Here is a 19521-nt window from a genome sequence, read left to right on the forward strand (position 1 = left end):
CGTGTACCCTTACCTTTTATAACTAACATGCATTAATTTTATGCAAATAATATATTAGACGTTATAAGATGTCAAGGTGTACGATAAGTTTAGAAATTTCGAGGTGAAAGAAATGAAGCAAACAACTTATATTGCCAAGGGCACAAAAGCCTTTGGCCGGACAACGTTAGCCATGTTTTTTGGCGGTTTTAATACCTTTGCCATTATGTACAGCACCCAACCCCTGCTGCCGGTGTTTTCCCGGGAATTTCACATTTCTCCTGCCGTTGCCAGCTTATCACTTTCTTTAACAACCATGGCCCTTGCTCTTAGTATGCTTTTCGTAGGCTCCCTGTCCGAAGTAAAGGGGCGTAAACCCCTGATGAACTTTTCCCTGATCTCAGCTTCTGTTTTGGCGATTCTCACCGCCTTCGTCCCTAATTATTCTTTTTTGCTGTTATTCCGAGTATTGCAGGGAATCGCCCTGGCCGGCTTGCCCGCTGTGGCTATGGCTTATCTCAGCGAAGAGATTGAACCCGGGGACTTAGGAGTCGCCATGGGACTTTACATCAGCGGAGTTTCCGTCGGCGGCATGACCGGCCGGATTATTATTGGCGTACTTACCGATCTTTTCAACTGGCGGGTGGCGCTTGGCACGGTCGGTGTTTTAAGCGTGGCGGCCAGTTTATTCTTTGCTTATTTATTGCCCCCATCCCAACATTTTCAGTCCCGTCCTTTGGAAATCAAGCCACTGCTAAAATCAATGGTCAACCACCTGAAAGATCCCAGCCTGCTCTGCTTATACGGCATCGCTTTCTTCATTCTGGGGAGCTTCGTCACGCTTTACAACTATATCGGCTATCAGTTAATAGCTCCTCCCTACTCCCTGAGTCAGACACTGGTCGGTTTTATCTTCGTTATCTATATTGTAGGCACCTTCAGCTCCACTTGGATGGGCCGTCAGGCAGATATTCATGGCCCCATCAAAATGCTCTGGAGCGGGCTGCTGCTGATGGCTTTGGGAGCTTATCTTACTCTGCACATGTCTCTGGTGATTAAAATCCTGGGGATTGCCCTCTTCACTTTCGGTTTTTTTGGCAGTCACTCTATTGCCAGCAGTTGGGTTGGCCGCCAGGCACTTCATGACAAGGCTCAAGCATCGTCTCTTTACCTCTTTTTCTACTACGCAGGTTCGAGCACAGGGGGAACAAGCGGCGGCACCTTCTGGCAAGCCTTTGGTTGGGTAGGCGTGATCAGCCTGATCTTAGGTTTCTTAATCTGTGCTTTCCTCTTATCCATCCGCCTGAATTTCATTTCTCATCTTAACCGGCAACGCAAAAAAACCCTTACCCCTAAAAAGCAAACGGTTAACGTTTAAACTTTATAAATTTATAAAAAATCGACGGGTCCGGCTGAACAATGGAAAAACTCACGCCTAAATTGTTCGGCCGGATCTTGTTGCAGTATGTAATAAAACCAAAATAGACCATCGCGGCTGCAAGGGAAACCCCGGCCTAGTTGTAGAAGAGAGCTTCTCAATCCTTTGGGCAACGTTAAATCACGGTAACAGCTAATATATCTATTTAGGGCGGAGCGTAAATACAACTAGAGCTCGGATAGAAAAACCACATTGTCATCCATTGCGAGTTCTTTTAATTTTTCAAACCCTTCCTGCATATAGCCCGCTTGCATATGAGCCTGATGTGCCGCCTCATCCTTATACTTTTCAAAAAAAACTATAGTTCCCGGATCATTAGCTACTACATGAGAAAGACACATTAAACAGCCATCTTCGTTTCTTACTTGTTTGGCCAATTCAGCACAAAAGGCTGTCAATTCTTTTTCTTTGCCTGGAAACGCCTTTAATGTCGCAATATAAGTAATCACTTGAAACTCCCCCTTCACTATGATTTCTAAAATGTTTCATCAATAACTTTATCAAATAAGCATCGAAACCAATAGGTATAGTTTTGTGGACTAATCGCCATTTCCAATTTAATTTCATTAACATTAACCCATTTATATTCTTCAACTTCATTAAAATTTGGACAACATATCCCATTATACGTTCCAATAAAAATATGATCATATTCATTTTCTATGAGCTTATTTTCAAAGCCGACTTGATACAAAAAGCTAAACAATTCCTTCAGTTCGCAGGATACTCCCATCTCTTCCCCTAACCTTCTGTGGATGGCATCGGTAAGCGTCTCTCCATATCTTGGATGACCGCAGCAAGTATTGGTCCAAAGTCCCCCGGAATGATATTTATCCTTATTTCTTTTCTGAAGTAATAATTGTTTGCTGGAATTAAAAATAAATATCGAAAAAGCCCTGTGCAACACACCTTTAAAATGAGCTTCCATTTTTTCGACTTGACTTATAACCCGATCATTAATATCCACTGCAGTGATATATTCGATCATTTTTTAGTACCACCTGTTTAGATTTGATTCTCCATCACCTTTGCGATCAGAAGGTTTGTCAGTTTTGTAATGATCTTCATAACGTTTTTAATCTCTTCAACTGTTATATTATCAAGATGAATACCACAGGTTACAACCACATTTTTACCCAGGTGAGAGGAAAGCTCGTGGGAAACAAACTTAGCTGGCTCATCATCTTTATGACCTAACAAATTCAAAACCGACGTTGTGGCACTTTGCTTATCAGGATCAGATAAACTAGGCCTTGGTGCACTTAAAGTTACACAGCCAATATGAGGTTTATCGCCCCCGGAGATTATGACACACAGATCATCTCCGATTGTTACGGCTATCATGTTAATTTGTACTCTGCCTTGACTTTCATGAAGATTATACATGTTACCTCCTCTAAGGGCCATGACAGCCTAAATAACTGTTTCACCCCATCTTTTAAAGCCGACAATTTCAATGCCAAGTTTATCAAGAATTTTGCCAATGATGTGTCTATTCATGTCATTCAGGTCATTAGGATTGTTGTAATAAGTAACCATTGGCGGCATAATCGTTGCCCCCAATTGATCTAAATATAACATATTTTTTAAATGAATTTGACTGAAAGGAGATTCCCGAGCGATAATCACTAATTTTCTTCTTTCTTTAATTATAACATCTGCGGCTCTAAGAAGCAGGTTATCCGAGTAGCCGCCGGCAATACCTGCAACAGTTTTCATACTGCAAGGTATAATGATCATTCCTTCTGTTTTAAAAGTGCCGCTGGCGATAGTCGCCCCAATATCTTTGATGCTATAAACTTTATCGGCCAGACTCCTGACATCATCCAAAGAATAGTCAGTCTCCAGGCGAATTGTTTCTTCAGCCCCTTTTGATATGACTAAATGACTTTCCCATTCAGGAATTGTTTTAAGGACTTTTAAGAGTTCTATGCCTAATATTGCCCCACTTGCTCCACTCATACCTATGACCAGCCGCCTGTTGCCTTCAGACTTAGTTCTATTTTCCATCCTTCTCACCCTTTTTTAACTGGATTTTTGGTACTATTCTTAAGCCCTGCAAAAGCGATAATGACGGAGATGAATTCAATTATCACCGTCATTACCGGTATTGTCTGATTACGTTTTAATGAATGAATGTTGTCCAAAGATGTGATATTGGCATAACAAGGATTAAGCCCGGCAGCATATTAGCTATTGGAAAAGCTTTAATCCCACTTATACGTAGTCCGGTTGCCAACATAATCATACCCCCTAAAGCAGTAAAGTCAGCAACCATCGCCGGTGTCGTCATGGGAAGAATAGCCGAAGCGCTGAAGAACAAGGTCATGAAAATTACAAATTGAGGAACGGCTACAGTAGAAACGATGTATCCAAGGCCTGTGGCAAAGATTCCTGCCGTAAAGAAGTCTAAAATTGATTTGGCAAGTAAAACTGAATGGTCTGCGTTCATTCCTTCTTTTAAGGCACCAAAGATTCCTGTACCACTTGCACTAAACAAAATTAAAATTGCCACAAATTGTTGAATAAATTCTTTTTCGTCCTTAATGCTTCCCGAATTTTTAAAGATTCTTGAAATCGGCTTTTGGACACGAACTGCACACCACGCAATTCCTTTTTCAAACTTAATGAGTTCACCAATAGCCGCACCAAGCACTAAAGCGAATACTACTGCGGGCAAGGTATTCATTTTTACAATATAAACAATTCCCATTCCCATAGACGCAGCACCAAATGTTAAGGGCAAAGCGACCCGCAATCGCTCCGGAATCTTATCCCCTAATACTGCACCAAAGAACCCGCCAATGAGTACAGCCAAACTATTAACGATAACTCCGATAGGCATTTGCATTTTAATCCACCTCATCCGCTTTTATCAAATAATTAATCACTTAAAATTAGTTGTATGAAAGCCAGCCAAGTTCTCAACCTTGATAAACGAAGTCCTGACCTGACTGGCTGTGAATACTCCAACTTCTGCTTTCTTTTAAAATTTGCACAAACTATTGCTTAAATAGTTCCGGTGCAAAGCGACTAGGGTCTACTTCTTTGAATTTAGCTCTTTCGAAGCGATCTTTGAGATGATAGGGTACCGTGCAGTCAAAAATCACCTTACAGGAAATACCCCGATCAAGAAGTGCAGGATTATAGGCAGGATTTTGCGAAGGATCTAACGGATGGCAACGTACGCGGGGAATAAAAACGGTATCAATATCACCTTGATAACGTGTATTCATGGCCCACAATACGTCATTACTATCAAATAGGTCTACATCTTCATCAACTAAAATGACATGTTTCAGCTCAGAAAAAGCGGAGAATGCCAAAAGCGCGGCTTGTCTTTGACGTCCTTCATCACTGGGTTGGCTTTTTTTAAATTGCAGGACAGCCATGTATTTACCGCCGCCTGCTGAATGCGCATAGACGTTTAATAAACGCCCCGGCATTGCTTTTTCAACCATTTGCAAAATACTTGCCTCCGTAGGGATACCAGCCATATGGACATGTTCTTCGCTCGGTCCGATACAGGTTTGCATAATCGGGTCATGGCGATGAGTAACTGCTTTTACTTTAATCACCGGCAATTCAGGGTAAGCCGGACCCGTGTATCCCGGGAATTCCGGCATAGCTTTTCCCGTATTGGTATTTTGGTCCTCTCTAACACGCACATTAGGAAGCAGCTCACCTTCAATAACATACTCTGCGTTGGCAATTGCTTGTTCATTAATAGTCAAACAGGAAACCATTTCCACTGCTTGCTTTCTGATCCCTCCGGCAGCACTTAATTCGTTGTAGCCTAGAGGAGTTGTGGGGGGTTCAAAACAGGCGGCAATTTCTATTGCAGGGTCAACACCGATACTAATAGAGATGGGTAAAGGCTTGCCCGCTTCTTCCGCTTTTTTACGGAAAACTTCCAGGTGACGGGCTCCGGGCACAAAATACATCGAAATTTCATCTTTACTTTGCAGGCATAAGCGATGTATTGTAATATCGGATTCGCCAGTTTCCGGATCAGAAGCGTAACACATGCCCATTGTTATATAAGGCCCGGCATCTTCTTCCGTATTCGTCGGGGCAGGAACTAATTTTCTAATATCAAAACCCGGTTCATCCGCATAATGAACAACCTCTTGACATAAAGCCTTATCTTTGGGAACCGTTACCGGTGCAATCGGATTCTTGACAGCATCATTTAAAAGAAAACCAAGACGTTCCGGAGTCGTATCAAGCAACATAGCTACCCTTTTACGGCTGGCTAACAATCCAATAACTACTCTTGCGTCTTCATGGCCTTTTATATTATTAAAAACCATAGCTGGTCCGATCTGCGTAGGACGCTTCACAGTTCCCCCAGCTCCAACATAGCGATAAACCCCTGATATTTCAGCATGGGGATCAACAAGTTCATTCGTTTCAATCAACTGTCCCGGCACTGTCTTTAATAGTCCCAGAGCCGACCTTAAATCATTTACTTTTAAGTCTGGCATAAAAATCCTCCTAACATAAAATTTTCATGAAAATCATTTAAAATTTTAGCCATTTCGTAAATTTTATAGCAATAAATAGTACTTAGACTTCAATAGCTCCTCCCATTCACCTCCTTTAAACTAAACTATGGCTAAAATGCACTAAGTGAATTCTTCTTAATATTAACTTTAATTACTGTAAAATTTAATCAGTCAAGATATTTAAAAAAGTACTAAACAAACTAAAGGATTGACCTAATGGCTTAAGCCACTATGTCAATCCTTTATAAGTACTAGTACCTATATCTTAAAAGTTCTTAAAATAACATAATTTCTTTGCATAAATTATGTTATTTTAAGCAGGAATTCTTTGAGAAAAAAACGAAATATTACAAAACAAGGGAGATGTTTATATGGTCAATACCCCGGAATGGGATTCTGATTTTTTTGCCCAAATACAATCGACCCAGGATTTATTATCTAAAGAATTAAATATATGCCTAGTATTAGTCAACAGTTATTGTAAAGAAATAACATTGCCTTCAAGCTTACCTTTAATATGCCATGAAGCTGAATCCTCTAAGGCCAATTGTCTGGATTATTATATGAATCTAATTAAGCAAATTTCAAATGGTAAGCAAATTTCCATCTGTACTTGTCCAAAGGGTCTTTACTCTACAATCTTGCAATCATCAATTAAAAATAATGGACCTCTCTATCTGATAGCCGGGCGTACAGAAAACTTATTTCAGCTTATAAGAGTATCGATTTGTTAAAAGCTATATTTTCCTTGCCTTTTGCCTCAACGTTTCCGCCTATGGTTAAGAAACAGGCTAATTTGACGTCACCTGCTGGTCTCACTTTTCAAGAAACAAAGATTCTATCCTTCATTGTTTCCGGATTATCGAATAAGGATATTGCCTTCAAGCTTTGCATAAGTCAAAGTACCGTTAAAACACATGTCGCTAATATTTTTAAAAAACTAGGACTGGTTAACCGAACAGAAGCTAGTATTTATGCAGTTAAAAACGGATTAATATCTGGAGATAACAATGTTCAAAAATAACAAGCATCTTCAACCAAGTTCAATTTACTTTAAATGGCTTAAGTCTTTTAGCTTTTTATTAATTCTCTTCCTTATCCTTTTTATTTCATTTGCCACAAAAATAATTTTTACCAGATTAGATTCCAGTATTACCAGTATATTAGACCGGTCCCTTGCCCTAACCTGGGAGGAATATGACGATTACTTTCGGCAAAGTACAGCCAACCTTAAATTACTCGAGAACGAATTAGAATCTCAAGTTATAACTAATAACCAAGCAGCAGACATTTTAGAAAGCAATTCTTCCTTTGATATCTGGATTATCACGGATAATAAGGGAAATATCCTAATTTCCAATGGCAAATCTGATTCCACTATGCTGCCTGTTTTCTTAAATTCCGTTCAAAATAGCTGAAAAAACGATAACATAGTGACTGGGAACGAAAGTGTATCCTTAGTTCAACTGGAAACGTACAATCCAAAACTGGTGGAAAAGGCAACCCCAACCAACAATACTTTAACTGAAAAAGATTATTTAGCATTATTTCAAGTAACAGCTGTTCCTTATAAACGAGATAATAAAACCGCAGGAGCAATTATTGCTGCTCATCTTCTCAACAACGATAACTCGATAGCGCACAATATTTCGACTAAAATCCCCAATTCCTATTCTGATATTAGTTGCAACGGCATTCGCATTTCCGGCAATATTTCCAGTGAGACTAATCCTAGTTATATCGGAATGCTCCAACAGCCAAAGCAAATTGAAACCATCAAACAGGGTAAAAGATATTACGGGCAAAATAAACTTGCTAAAGATCTTGATCATTTAGTAGTATCTGACCCAATTTATAATCTCCAAGGAAACGTTATCGGGGCCTTGACAATTGGCCAGCCCTCCCAGGGCCTGGACCGTATAAAAGAAGATACTATGATATACATTAGTATCTCCGCTCTTCTTTGTTTAGCTATCGTTTTAGGTATCAGTGCAATCGAGTCTAAAAAAGGAGCGGCCCCAATTATTCGGCTCTCTCAAATTGCTAAACAGATTTATGAAGCCGAGACGATCTCAGACGAACATCTTTCGATTATTAATAACCTTGAACCTCCTGATATCAGGGAAATTAAAGATCTCCAATTATGCTTTAGCCGCATGTCAAATTCACTTTATAAACAGAAACAAGAGATCTTACGATATTTAAATGAGTTAGAAATAGAACGGAACGAACTCCAATGGTTGACCGATAAGCTTCAAGAAGCCAATACAACTTTAGAGGCCAAGGTTCAAGAAAAAACCATGGAACTTAAAAATGCTATTACTAATTTAAAAACTCTTAATAATCATAAGACAAAGTTTCTGCTCAATACGAGTCATGAATTACGTACTCCTCTCAATTCCATTATTGGTTTCTCAGAGATGCTCTATGATGAACTGTATGGTCCTCTAAACGAAAAACAAAAAGAATACGTTCAAATCCAACTCGACAGTGCGCATCATTTATTAAAATTAATTAATGACATCCTTGACCTATCTCTAATTGAACAAAATAAAATTACTATCTATAAACAGAGTATTAATTTGTCAGAACTAATCGCTTCTGTTTTAAATATTATAAAAAATGAGGCTGACAGTCAAAATATTTTAATACTTTCTCATTTACCACCTAATATTCCAAACATTTCAATTGATCCTACCCGTATCAAGCAGGTTCTGTATAATATCCTCTCAAATGCAGTTAAATTTACACCTTCGAATGGTCAAATAGACCTGGAAGTCAATACGTTGCCAGATTACATTCAGATATCCGTAACAGACACAGGCATTGGAATTAAGAAAAAAGATATCGATTTTGTATTTGATGACTTTTATCAAGGAGAAACCCTTTACGAGAAAAAATATGAGGGTGCTGGATTAGGATTGCCACTTTCTAAGAGACTAATTGAATTGCACAACGGTAAAATTGAACTTAGAAGTTCAGAAGGAAACGGTACAAACGTTACGATATATGTGCCTTACAAATAGTTTTAAGGGGGATAACAAAGCAATGATAAACAATCGGCAAGTTGTTGTCCTGGTCATAGAAGATAGTCCTTCTAATATGTGTCTCATCTCAGATCTTCTTAATATCCATGGTTTTGAAGTAAGACAAGCCAATGATGAAGCCACTGCCATGCAAGAAATAGATACTCATTGCCCCGATTTGATCCTTATGGATATTTCTTTGATCGGTGCAAATGGTCTGATTCTGACAGAAAAACTTAAACGAAACAATAAAACTAAAGATATTCCTATAATCGCTTTATCTGCTCATGCCATAGAACAAGTTAAAGAAGATGCTTTTGAGGCGGGATGTGCAGGTTATATTGTAAAGCCTATTAATACCAGAACATTACCTAAACAGCTTTTGTCATTTCTCAAAAATAACTAATGTGGAGCAAAAGATATGAAGAACAACGATACTAGCATACTTGTAGTAGAAGACGATCCTAATAGTTCTAAATTGTTATTTGACCTCTTAACTGCTCATGGCTACACAGTAATCTGTGAGATCACCGGACTCGCTGCAGAACAAAGAATTAATCAAGAAAAAGCAGACATAGTTTTACTTGATTTGCGACTGCCAGAACAAAATGGTTTTATGGTAGCTCAATATATTAGACAAAACCCAGATACAAAACATATCCCCATTATCGTTTTAAGCGCCTTTTATGACCGGCAAAATAAGCTCAGAGCCTATCAATCCGGAGTCAATTTCATGTTAAGTAAACCATTTGACAGCTCTGAATTATTAATGATTATTAATAACTTGTTTTTAATTCAGGAGAATAAATAACTTACTCATTATGAAATCAGCTTTGCTCAATGTACTTTGTTAAATCCCTGACGTTGAAATAAGGACTATTCCCAGCTTGGCAGCAACCAGTCCGGCAAACCATTCCAATCTTTTCCCCTCAAACGTAACCTTGAGAGTAAATCCGGCCTCCTCAAAAATCTGATAGATAACCTCATCGGCCTTAAAAAACAATTCATTTCCTCTAGACTACATTAGCGATTAAGAACAAAATCTAAATAAGGTCCAGAAAAACGACAAGTTATGGCAAAAATAACCAAGTCCGGCCCTTGTCCCAAGCAAAACGATGTGCTAACCTTATCCAAAAGGGAATAACTGTTACGAAGGAGGCTAAACCCTTGAGTGAAAGTGCCCATCATTCTGAACAATTGTTCACATACCAAGACTACCTTACCTGGCCCGAAAATGAGCGCTGGGAGCTGCTTAATGGACGGCCTTATAATATGACTCCGGCTCCTTCGCGCAGGCATCAGGAAATTTCCGGACAACTGCTTACTCTCTTCAACAACTATTTAAAAGGAAAAACCTGCAGGGTTTATGCAGCCCCCTTCGATGTCCGTTTGCCCCAGCCTCCAGAGAGCGCTGAACAAGCTTCAACGGTTGTTCAGCCGGATCTTGTTATAGTATGTGATAAAACCAAATTAGACCAGCGCGGCTGCCAGGGAAGCCCCGACCTGGTTGTGGAAATTACTTCACCCTCAACGTTTCAAAAAGATTTGAAGGACAAATTTCTTCTCTATGAAAAAGTCGGGGTTCAGGAGTACTGGATCGTTTATCCGGAGGAAAATACCTTGTGCGTCTTTAATCTTACGACGGAAGGCAAATACAGCCGCCCGGAAGTGTACACTGAAAGAGATTCCGTCAAAGTGGGGCTATTTAACGATCTCACAATAGAACTTCCTGAAGTCTTTGCTTAATACGAACAGATGCAAACCTCTCGAACCGGACTTTCGAGGGGTTTTGTTTTTGTTTGTTTTCTTCTATTTTGTTTTGTTTCGTTCCACGATCATGCAGCCGCCGGAAACGCTCCGAATTTACAACTCTATTACATTGCCGGCTTAAGGGGCATGTTAAAATAAGAGTTGAGGTGGTTTTATGGCACACATTCTCATCGTCGAGGATGAAAAGTCGATCAATGATCTGATTGCAATGAATCTGGAATTAGTCGGGCATACCAGCCAACAGGCCTTTGACGGCGGCGAGGCCCTTGATTATTTAAAGCAGACTGTCTATTCACTGATCATTATGGATATCATGCTTCCGGGGCTCGACGGCTTTGCCCTGATGGAGCATGTCCCTGAAAATACGCCCGTAATTTTTCTCACCGCCCTGGGCAACCTTGCGGACCGGGTAAAAGGGCTTAAGTTAGGGGCGGACGATTATATCGTAAAGCCCTTTGAAACGATTGAACTGCTGGCGCGCATTGAAGCGGTGCTCCGGCGCTCCCATCGCTCAACCAGCATGTTTACCCTGGACGATACGGTGGTTAATTTGGAAAGCAGGGTCGTCTCTGTGAACGGTCAGGAAATTGAACTTACTCTGCGCGAATACGAGCTGTTGGAGATACTGATCAGGAACAAAAATATAGCGCTCTCGCGGGAAAAACTGCTTAAACTGGCCTGGAATTATGACTATTTAGGAGAAACACGGACAGTGGACGTACACATTCAGAAACTGCGCAAGAAACTGAATTGGGAAAACCGGATCAAGACCGTCTATAAATTAGGGTACCGCCTGGAGGTGGACGCTTGAAATTCTGGCAAAAAGCTTTTTTAGGGATTTTGGTGGTCTTCATAATTGCCATAAATAGTTGTCTATATCTGACTTCCAATTACAGTTTCTCTCTGAATATGAGGCGTGATACGGACCGGTCATTAGGGGAATATCACTTTATCATCAATGGCATTTCCGAGACGATGAACAGTATTTACTACCGCGATCAAACCTTGCCGGCGCCTGCATCCATCGCAAGTCTCATGCGCTCATATGCCGACTACTATAAACAGCAAAACGTCTTCTTTGAATTTAAACAGTCAGGCGCAATCCTATTCACCAATATTCCTTCCAATTTCCAAGCCGATCTCAACACAGAAGGGCTGACAAAGAACGCCTATGCTCTGAAGGTGCTGCAAAACAACGGTATTCACTACCTATCTATCACCGGAAATGTCGGCGGTCAGTTCAGCGACTATACTTTTACTTATGTGCGTGACCTATCCGAATTATATAGCGCCCACGCTCTGCTCACCCGCTACTTAATTACCGTCAGTGCCCTGGTCGAAACAGTACTGGCCCTGGTATTGGTCCTCTTGCTGAGAAGGCTCACGCATCCTATAAGAATCATGCAAAAAGCTACGCGGAAGATTGCCGGCGGAGTGTATAACGAGCGCATCTGCATACCCAGCAAGGACGAATTTCATGATCTGGCCGAAAACTTCAATCAAATGGCTCTAAGCATCCAGGAAAAGATCAACGAGCTCGACAAAAACGCCCAGGATAAGCAGCGTCTTATCGATAATTTAGCCCATGAATTAAGAACCCCGCTTACGGCGATTCGCGGCTATGCCGAGTATCTGCAGAGCGCCAATACCAGTGAGCAGAACCGGATAAAAGCAACCGGCCATATTATTCGTGAAATTGACAGAATGAAGAACTTAGCCTTTAAGCTATTGGATTTAGCTCTGGTAAGAAACAGCAAGCCGGATCTTCAGGAGATAGTCCCCTCCGCCTTGCTGACTCAAGTCGGCGCCGCCTCGGAACCAAAATTAAAAGAGAAAGGCCAGCGGCTGGCTATCCACTCCAGCTTAAAGACCCTTATCGGAGACTCCGATCTTCTGCAGTCACTGCTTCTGAACCTTATCGACAACGCGGCAAAAGCTTCGGCGGAGAATTCAACCATCAGCCTTTCAGCCTTCTTTGCCGCCTGCCCCATCCTCGAAGTCAAAGACTCAGGCTGCGGCATGGATGCCGAACAAACTGCTTTAGTCTGTGAACCCTTTTACAGAGTGGATAAAGCACGTTCAAGGAGCTCAGGCGGCGTCGGTCTGGGATTATCCCTTTGCCGCGAGATTGCCAGGCTGCATGGCGGAGAACTGAGAATCAGTTCATATCCCGGAAAAGGAACTACGGTACAAGTCCTTTTTACAACTCCTTTACAGCTTCCTGAAAACCTCCTGATACCTGAGGATGTATGATGAGCATGTAGCTACAAACTATTAATTTAAAGGAGTTTTTGCCAATGTTTAAGATCATGCCGCAACTACGGAAAGTCTGGATTTTTGGCGCGGCCGCCGCAATTATTATTGCCAGCAGTTCCACAATGGCTTATGCCCTCAATAACAACATACCGGAAAACGCCTCCTCAAAAGTAGTTTCCTCGGCAACCGCCTCAAAAGAAGCTCAGCAGTCTCAAAGCTCCAACATCAACGGCACCGCCGAATACTCAGTTGTCGATCTGTCCACCAGTGCGCCCAGCGCAGAACGAACCAAAGCACTTAAAGACAAGCTAAGCCTGATCAAAGGCATCACTCCTGAGCAGATTGAGGAAAAATACAAGGCCATTATTGCCGCTACTATTCCCGGTGAAAAAGATATTTCCGCCAATCAGGCGGCCGCATATGCCGCTGCGATCCTAAAAAAGGCTTATGGAGTGGATTTTAAAGGGTATACCGCCGAGGCAAGCTTTTCGCGCAACTCTGTGCCCAACTCCGACAACTGGACAGTTATCTTCCATGCTCCCCAAGAAGATAAAAATTCCAAACGGTATCTCGCCAGTGTAAACTCTGTAAACGGGACAATGCTTGATGCCAATATGTACGATCTCGCTTATGCACCGGAGAACAGTCAAAATCTGCAGGACCCTGCCTGGAAAAATACGGCTGAAGAGGATATCACTAAATTGCTGCCGGAAAATGTCTCCATAACCGGCAGCAAGGTTGTTGCCGCAACTCCGGAAACCGGCGTCACGGTTGTTGGCAATTTATCTGACGGCTCGGCTTTCGCCGTTCGCTTAACCGGCGAAAACAAAGAAGCGGCTGCCTATCAATACTTCCCGAATGGCTACGATGGAAGTTGGGATTACCATCCGGTAACAGGGAATGGTGTAGGCTAACGGTTGCCAAAGGTCTGAAAACACCTTAAATAAAATAAAAGCCATGCCTAATAGTGGCCAAGTCCACATATAGGCATGGCTTTTATTAATAGCCCAGCGGCACCGGTGGACTCCTCCCTGGGCAGCAGCGTCGGAGTGGGCCCGTTTGCAAGGGGATTGCAAACGGGCCAAAGGCCGCCGGGATCAATGTCATGGGCTGAACAAGCTTCACCGGTGTTCAGCCCATGACATTGACATACTTAAAATTGTGTGCTAATCTTTACTAACCGATCGTTTAGTCAGTCTAATATTATTAAATTATTGAGTACAATGAGGTGGCAATAGTGCCTAAAGTTAGGCTAACAGAAAAAATGACTAGCCGTGATATTCAAGCCAAAGAAAGAAGAAAGCAGATTTTAGAAACCGCAAAAAAACTATTTGCGGCTAACGGATATCATGCGACTTCAATGCGAACTATTAATAAAGAGGTTGGAATGTCCGAAGCATTAACATATCATTATTTTCCCGGTGGAAAGCTGGAAATCTTCCACACAATTATTCAAGAAGTGGAAGAAGAAAGGGCAAACGATATCGATCAATCTATAAAAGCATTTAATGATAAAACGTCACTCAGTGAAGCCTTGCTTCTTTTGGCAAAAAAAATGTCCGAACGCTTTGTTAAAGATAAAGAATTTATTCAAATCATGATACAAGAAAGAAATCTGATTAACAAAGAGCAATGGAATCTTTTATCATTAGGTGGTCAGCAATTCCTTAGTTCTTTGATTAAATTTTTATCACAACGTGCTGCTGAAGGACAAATTCGCAAAATGGATTTTGGTATTGCCGTTTCTCAATTTATGTGTCATATAGGGTTAGTTGCCTTGCAACAGATTATGTATGAGCCTAATTTTAACAGTCAGGCGTATCTTCAAGATACTCAAAAAATAATTGATTTTACAGTGGAATTATGGTCGAGGTAACTAAAAATCTTTAAATAATAGTTTACTAAACTTGGTTAACTTATTATTAATAATAAGTAATTGTAAAGTGTAGCAGTATGGCTATAAAAATTCTTAGCTAAAAATTTTTATTTTTAATTCAACAAACGTTTGGTTAAATAACCAATAAAAAAGGGGGAACTAAAAATGAACAATCGATTTGGCGATAAAGTGGCCTTGATTACCGGTGCGGGATCTGGAATAGGCCGTGCCACCGCCCTGGCATTTGCTAATGAAGGAGCAAAAGTGACAGTTGCAGATTTGCAAATTGAAAAGTGCCAGGAAGTTGTTTCACAGATCAAAAGCATGGGCGGTGAGGCAACAGCAGTAAAGTGCGACGTTACAATTGCAAAAGAAGTAGAGGAAATGATTTCGAATACAATAAAAGTATATGGTAGTTTGCATTTCGCCGTAAACAACGCAGGAGTTGAAGGCGCTCATGCAGGTACTATAGACCACACTGAAGAGATATGGGATAGAGTTATTGATATAAACTTGAAAGGTGTATGGCTTTGCATGAAGTATGAATTACCGGAAATGCAAAAGCAAAAAAGCGGAGCAATCGTCAATGTATCATCTGCCGCTGGTTTAATCGGAAGTGCGGGGACAGCGGCCTATACAGCAAGTAAGCATGGAGTTGTTGGGTTGACAAAAGCCTCTGCCTTGGAGTTTGCTAAACAGCATATCAGGATTAATGCAGTGTGTCCGGGATTTATCAGAACACCTATGCTGGAAACGATTATTAATTCGCACCCAGGAGTAGAAGAACAGTTAATTGCACGCGAACCTATCGGCCGACTGGCAGACCCCGACGAAGTAGCACAAGCCATCTTAGGATTATGTTCAAACGCATCATCGTTCATAACCGGAGTTTCTCTGCAAGTAGACGGTGGTTTAACTTTACTTTAATGTGCAGTTATGGACTAGGATAAGACATCTAAGGGACGTTTTGTTTGCTGTTTCCGACAAAACGCCCCTTAAATTATTAAATCGACATGCTTAAAATCCTCCTAAGCAGAGTCTGAGGCCAAGCCCGGCAGCTTCATGTCCAGGATACCTGTTATTTTTTAATGAAGGAATATTTTCCCCTGGTATCCGTCAACTTCAACCTGCATTCCCTCTTTAATGACTTGCATGACGCCGGGAATGTTCACTACAGCGGGAATCCCGTATTCCCGGGCTACAATAGCCCCATGGGACAAAAAACCTCCCGTTTCCACGATTACCGCACTGGCTTTTAAAAACAGCGGGGTCCAGCCGGGATCAGTGGAAGGCGCTACCAGTACCTCACCCGGCTGCAGCCTGTTTCCTTCATCCGGATGGCTGAGCAGCCGCGCTAGACCGGAGGCCCTGCCTGCGGCAACCGGCATGCCTGTCAGGAAATTTCCCGAAGCTCTGGCGGCAGGTTCTGAGTACTTAGGAACATCGTCCATGATCAGATCCGGCGGGGCAATGGCGTTCCTTTCACGCATCAAAGCTTTTCGTTCAGTGATCAGCCCCCGAAGCCCCTGGCCATCCCATTCTCCCCTTAAGATCGCAACCAGTTCTGGCCAGGTACAGAAGTAAATGTCATTTTGTTCTGCAATCATAGCCCGTGTACAAAAACGGGAACCCAACTCCTGAGCTACCAGCCTAAATGCCCCTATCACCAACGCTTCGACTGATTTAGTCTCTTCTTTGACGGCCGCTCCTTCCTGGACTTCAGCAATTAGCTTCTTGATCGCCGAATGCTTGTTGGCAGGTACTTTATTCTTGATTTCCAACCAGGCCTGTTCAAACTTTTCTTTTTGCCCAGCTTTCAACTTGCCAAGATCAGCGGTATCCACAGTACTGCGTATAATGCCGAACAGATAGGAAGGGTCCTCCCTCCAGCGCGGGTTGATCATATCCAGCTCGTAGACTGCCCGGTGCCCATATTCTTTGATAAACTCCCGAAATGCCTTTTTGAACGCTGACCCTTCAGGCAACTCCTCCTGCCACTGAACCGGATCAAAAGACGGGTCGGCAATAATGCGCGCGGCTTCATTATCCTGACGGGCAATCTCAGCCAGCTCGACAAGCCGGTAGCCGTGATCCGCACTGGTTATACCCGCCGTCCCCCCTACCATTAAAGCATTGAATACTATAGGAGCCTTGCCGGCAAAATATTTAGTTAGAACGTTTAATAGTTTTCCCATGGGTAAAGAAGCCGCGGCGCTTAAATAGGTAAATTCCCGGGCAAATTCAAATTGCAGCCGGCCGAATTCATCATATAAACGAATAAACTCCGAATCGCTCAAGTGACTGAATTCTTTTTCCGTCAGACTCTCCAGGGAGGATAAGACACCTGCCCTGGTTTTGCCGGCCCTTTTAACAGCCTGCTTAACTGTCATGGCGTACCTTATTCCCCGCCATAACCGTTTCTTCCCCCTCAATCCTTTAAAGGGTTGGGGGTCCTTTATTTCAATTTCCGGCTGATGCCCTCCAAACCCCCTATTAAAGCCACTGGGCAATAAGCCCACGGCATCAAACATGGCCCATTGCAGTGCCGATAGATTACAATAAAGCCGGCCGTTGAAAAATCTGGAGAACTGTAACCCTTCCGGCAGCTGATAGCCGACTTCCGAGAAATTGTATTTAAGAATTGCGTCGATTGTATTAATCGCCAAACGACGGCTGAGGGGGGACAGAACCATGGGCACGGCATCCCTGTAGTTGCCGTTGGACCAGATATCGGAATGGTTCGTTAAGGCGGCAAACGTCCTCCGGGGTAAGGCTGTAACCGGCCTGGCCTGGACCAGAATAAAATCCCGGCCATCAAAAACCCATTCCACATCCTGGTGCTGGTCGCAATCCCCCAGAGCTTCGAAAACTCTTAAAAGAAGCAGCCCCAACCTTTCAAGATTCTCATCAGACAGCACCCGGCGGGCAGAATATTCCGCGGTCCGTACAAATTGAGTTCCTCCACCCTCCTTAAGGCGCGTCACTCCTTCCTTTCGCCCGGCTTTCCGTTCAATCAACCAGGGTAGCGCGCTCCAGGGACCGGAGTCGAGATAGTATGTGTCAGGCTCAATGGCGCCTGTAACAACGCTTTCACCCAGACCGAAATTGGCGTTAATGACCAGCAGGTCCCGGCGTCCTGTCTGAGGGTCGCAGGTAAATCCCACTCCGGCGGCCTGAGCATCCACCATTTCCATGACTACCACTCCGGGAACTACCTCAGCGTCACTGATGTTTAGTTTCCGGCGATAGACCACCGCCTGATTCGACCAAAGGGAAGCATAGCATCCTTGCACAGATGCCACTATGTTATCCAAGCCACAGACATTGAGAAAGGATTCATGGATACCCGCAAAGGATGCTCGGACCGAATCTTCGGCCGCGGCGGAAGATCTCACGGCCACCGGTTTTTTAAGGATGTCCCAGGTGAGAAGCGTCGTTCTTAATTCTTCTCTGATTGGCTCCGGCAGGGAGCCCCGCCCGATCATTTCCCTTAGCCGTCTTAATCTCTCCTGATTAGCAGCCTCGTCGATGTTTGCGGCTGTCACAGATTGCGAAATGCTCTCAACCTCAGCCTTTAAGCCGTTGTGCCTGATAAATTCCTCATAGGCCAGGGTAGTAAGGACTCCTCCCAAGGGAATCTTAAATCCATACTGAGCCAGTCGTCCCAAATTCCAGCCTTTGCCGCCAACTTGCTGCACTCCGGACTGCAGGGCCTCATCCCAGGTTAGAAAGTAGCTTCCTGCGGGTTTCATCATAAGAACCACCTCTTCCTCATTTTCCCTCAAGCGAATTATTAGTTTGAGCCATCTTCCCGAGCCATGGCTCCGGTCAAAAACAGGTCGACCAGCTTAGCCATTTCTTTGCGCAGCTCTAAACCTGACGTATCATTCAACCAATCCAGTACCACAGTCATTCTGAGAGTATCTAACTGTTTCACCAGCAGTTTGGCCGGGATATCCTGTCTAATTTCACCTGCTTGCCGGCCTAACCTGATAATCTCCTCAATCAGGCTCTGACTCCCGCCGCCACTGTAGCCTGCCCCCTGATACATGTTTTTCAGGCGGTAGCCCAGGGAAATTCCAATAATCTCCGGGTTTATTTCCACCCATTCATATAATTTGTCAAAGGTATACTGTAAGCGCAGTCTTGTATTAGGCAGACTTCGCAATGTTTCTAAAGTCTCATGGGCACCCTGCCGGGAAATACCCTTGACATATTCATCAACGATAGCTTCCTTGACAGAGAAGTGATTGTACAAAGTTTTCCTGGCGATATCAGTTTCTTCAGCTATCTGCTCCATCGTTGTGTTGCCGAACCCCTGGCGTTGAAATAAATCCAGCGCTACGTTAACGATTTTCTGCCTTGTTTCTTTCTTCTTTCTTTCCGTCCTGCCTTCTGCCGATACATCCTTTGATTCCATCACTGCGCCTCCCGGGTCTGCACCCCTAGTTAATATTGTGTAATTACACATATTATATAATTACACAATGTGTAATTATATTATCTTTCTTTACCCCCGGAATGTCAAGACCACTTTGCTTAGTTTCTACCATCAAAATCAGCCTGCAAGCGGAAAAAGAGAAACACCGAGGGCTTTTATCAATCCTTAGTTTTAAACTTAGTGGCTACCCTTCTCTACGAAAGTTTTGTGGGCTGTACCGTCTTTTC

General features: G+C 42.7%; 21 protein-coding genes. 12 read left to right on the plus strand and 9 right to left on the minus strand.

The annotated features are described in order from the left end of the window. Positions 1-112: 112 nt before the first annotated feature. Positions 113-1357, plus strand: coding sequence for an MFS transporter (locus REC12_RS04460; RefSeq protein ID WP_374214171.1), 1245 nt, complete (start codon positions 113-115; stop codon positions 1355-1357). A gap of 227 nt (positions 1358-1584) precedes the next feature. On the opposite strand, the gene REC12_RS04465 is transcribed toward REC12_RS04460, so the two are convergent. The 6 genes from REC12_RS04465 to REC12_RS04490 all read right to left on the minus strand — a co-directional run bounded on the left by REC12_RS04465 (position 1585) and on the right by REC12_RS04490 (position 5904). Continuing rightward, positions 1585-1866: a putative quinol monooxygenase gene (locus REC12_RS04465; RefSeq protein ID WP_308892614.1), complete on the minus strand. Its 282-nt coding sequence runs from the start codon at positions 1864-1866 to the stop codon at positions 1585-1587. A gap of 26 nt (positions 1867-1892) precedes the next feature. After that, complete coding sequence (idi, locus tag REC12_RS04470) at positions 1893-2405, minus strand: isopentenyl-diphosphate Delta-isomerase (protein ID WP_308892615.1); 513 nt, start codon at positions 2403-2405, stop codon at positions 1893-1895. Positions 2406-2422: 17 nt separating this feature from the next. Further along, positions 2423-2803 carry a prenylated flavin chaperone LpdD gene (gene lpdD, locus REC12_RS04475; RefSeq protein WP_308892616.1) on the minus strand — a complete coding sequence of 127 codons (381 nt, stop codon included), beginning with the start codon at positions 2801-2803 and terminating at the stop codon, positions 2423-2425. A 27-nt stretch (positions 2804-2830) separates the two neighbouring features. Next, the gene (locus REC12_RS04480) at positions 2831-3427 is read right to left on the minus strand and encodes a UbiX family flavin prenyltransferase (RefSeq protein ID WP_308892617.1); all 597 of its coding nucleotides are present in this window, start codon (positions 3425-3427) and stop codon (positions 2831-2833) included. A gap of 115 nt (positions 3428-3542) precedes the next feature. Continuing rightward, complete coding sequence (locus REC12_RS04485; RefSeq protein ID WP_374214172.1) at positions 3543-4268, minus strand: DUF554 domain-containing protein; 726 nt, start codon at positions 4266-4268, stop codon at positions 3543-3545. Between the two features lie 151 nt (positions 4269-4419). Beyond that, positions 4420-5904, minus strand: coding sequence for a UbiD family decarboxylase (locus tag REC12_RS04490; RefSeq protein ID WP_308892618.1), 1485 nt, complete (start codon positions 5902-5904; stop codon positions 4420-4422). Positions 5905-6296: 392 nt separating this feature from the next. Between REC12_RS04490 and REC12_RS04495 the strand changes: the two genes are divergently transcribed. The 5 genes from REC12_RS04495 to REC12_RS04515 all read left to right on the plus strand — a co-directional run bounded on the left by REC12_RS04495 (position 6297) and on the right by REC12_RS04515 (position 9762). Continuing rightward, a complete protein-coding gene (locus REC12_RS04495; RefSeq protein WP_308892619.1) occupies positions 6297-6659 on the plus strand; it encodes a hypothetical protein in 363 nt (120 codons plus the stop codon). Then, a complete protein-coding gene (locus REC12_RS04500; RefSeq protein ID WP_308892620.1) occupies positions 6653-6949 on the plus strand; it encodes a response regulator transcription factor in 297 nt (98 codons plus the stop codon). Before REC12_RS04495 ends, REC12_RS04500 begins: the two co-directional genes overlap by 7 nt. Before the next feature lie 409 nt (positions 6950-7358). After that, entirely contained in the window at positions 7359-8951 is a 1593-nt protein-coding gene (locus REC12_RS04505; RefSeq protein ID WP_308892621.1) for an ATP-binding protein, read from the plus strand. A gap of 22 nt (positions 8952-8973) precedes the next feature. Further along, entirely contained in the window at positions 8974-9357 is a 384-nt protein-coding gene (locus REC12_RS04510; RefSeq protein ID WP_308892622.1) for a response regulator, read from the plus strand. Positions 9358-9372: 15 nt separating this feature from the next. Then, positions 9373-9762, plus strand: a complete 390-nt coding sequence (locus REC12_RS04515) for a response regulator (protein WP_308892623.1) — start codon at positions 9373-9375, stop codon at positions 9760-9762. A gap of 39 nt (positions 9763-9801) precedes the next feature. On the opposite strand, the gene REC12_RS04520 is transcribed toward REC12_RS04515, so the two are convergent. Beyond that, the gene (locus tag REC12_RS04520; protein WP_308892624.1) at positions 9802-9954 is read right to left on the minus strand and encodes a hypothetical protein; all 153 of its coding nucleotides are present in this window, start codon (positions 9952-9954) and stop codon (positions 9802-9804) included. 164 nt (positions 9955-10118) lie between these two features. Here REC12_RS04520 and REC12_RS04525 point away from each other — a divergent pair, with 164 nt between their 5' ends. The 6 genes from REC12_RS04525 to REC12_RS04550 all read left to right on the plus strand — a co-directional run bounded on the left by REC12_RS04525 (position 10119) and on the right by REC12_RS04550 (position 15780). Beyond that, positions 10119-10697 (plus strand): Uma2 family endonuclease, encoded by a 579-nt coding sequence (locus tag REC12_RS04525; RefSeq protein WP_308892625.1) that lies wholly within the window; start codon positions 10119-10121, stop codon positions 10695-10697. Between the two features lie 178 nt (positions 10698-10875). Further along, positions 10876-11532 carry a response regulator transcription factor gene (locus REC12_RS04530; protein WP_308892626.1) on the plus strand — a complete coding sequence of 219 codons (657 nt, stop codon included), beginning with the start codon at positions 10876-10878 and terminating at the stop codon, positions 11530-11532. After that, positions 11529-12974 (plus strand): HAMP domain-containing sensor histidine kinase, encoded by a 1446-nt coding sequence (locus REC12_RS04535; RefSeq protein ID WP_308892627.1) that lies wholly within the window; start codon positions 11529-11531, stop codon positions 12972-12974. The genes REC12_RS04530 and REC12_RS04535 overlap by 4 nt, the downstream gene beginning before the upstream one ends. Positions 12975-13018: 44 nt before the next feature. Further along, the gene (locus REC12_RS04540) at positions 13019-13891 is read left to right on the plus strand and encodes a hypothetical protein (RefSeq protein WP_308892628.1); all 873 of its coding nucleotides are present in this window, start codon (positions 13019-13021) and stop codon (positions 13889-13891) included. Positions 13892-14214: 323 nt separating this feature from the next. Next, positions 14215-14853 (plus strand): TetR/AcrR family transcriptional regulator, encoded by a 639-nt coding sequence (locus REC12_RS04545; RefSeq protein ID WP_308892629.1) that lies wholly within the window; start codon positions 14215-14217, stop codon positions 14851-14853. Between the two features lie 165 nt (positions 14854-15018). Then, a complete protein-coding gene (locus REC12_RS04550) occupies positions 15019-15780 on the plus strand; it encodes an SDR family oxidoreductase (protein ID WP_308892630.1) in 762 nt (253 codons plus the stop codon). A 158-nt stretch (positions 15781-15938) separates the two neighbouring features. Here the strand turns inward: REC12_RS04550 and REC12_RS04555 are convergent, their stop codons facing one another. Both REC12_RS04555 and REC12_RS04560 read right to left on the minus strand, forming a co-directional pair. Next, entirely contained in the window at positions 15939-18608 is a 2670-nt protein-coding gene (locus REC12_RS04555; protein WP_308892631.1) for a PEP/pyruvate-binding domain-containing protein, read from the minus strand. 38 nt (positions 18609-18646) lie between these two features. Next, complete coding sequence (locus tag REC12_RS04560; protein ID WP_308892632.1) at positions 18647-19273, minus strand: TetR/AcrR family transcriptional regulator; 627 nt, start codon at positions 19271-19273, stop codon at positions 18647-18649. Positions 19274-19521 lie beyond the last annotated feature (248 nt).

This window comes from Candidatus Desulfosporosinus nitrosoreducens (assembly GCF_030954495.1).
GTDB lineage: Bacteria > Bacillota > Desulfitobacteriia > Desulfitobacteriales > Desulfitobacteriaceae > Desulfosporosinus > Desulfosporosinus nitrosoreducens.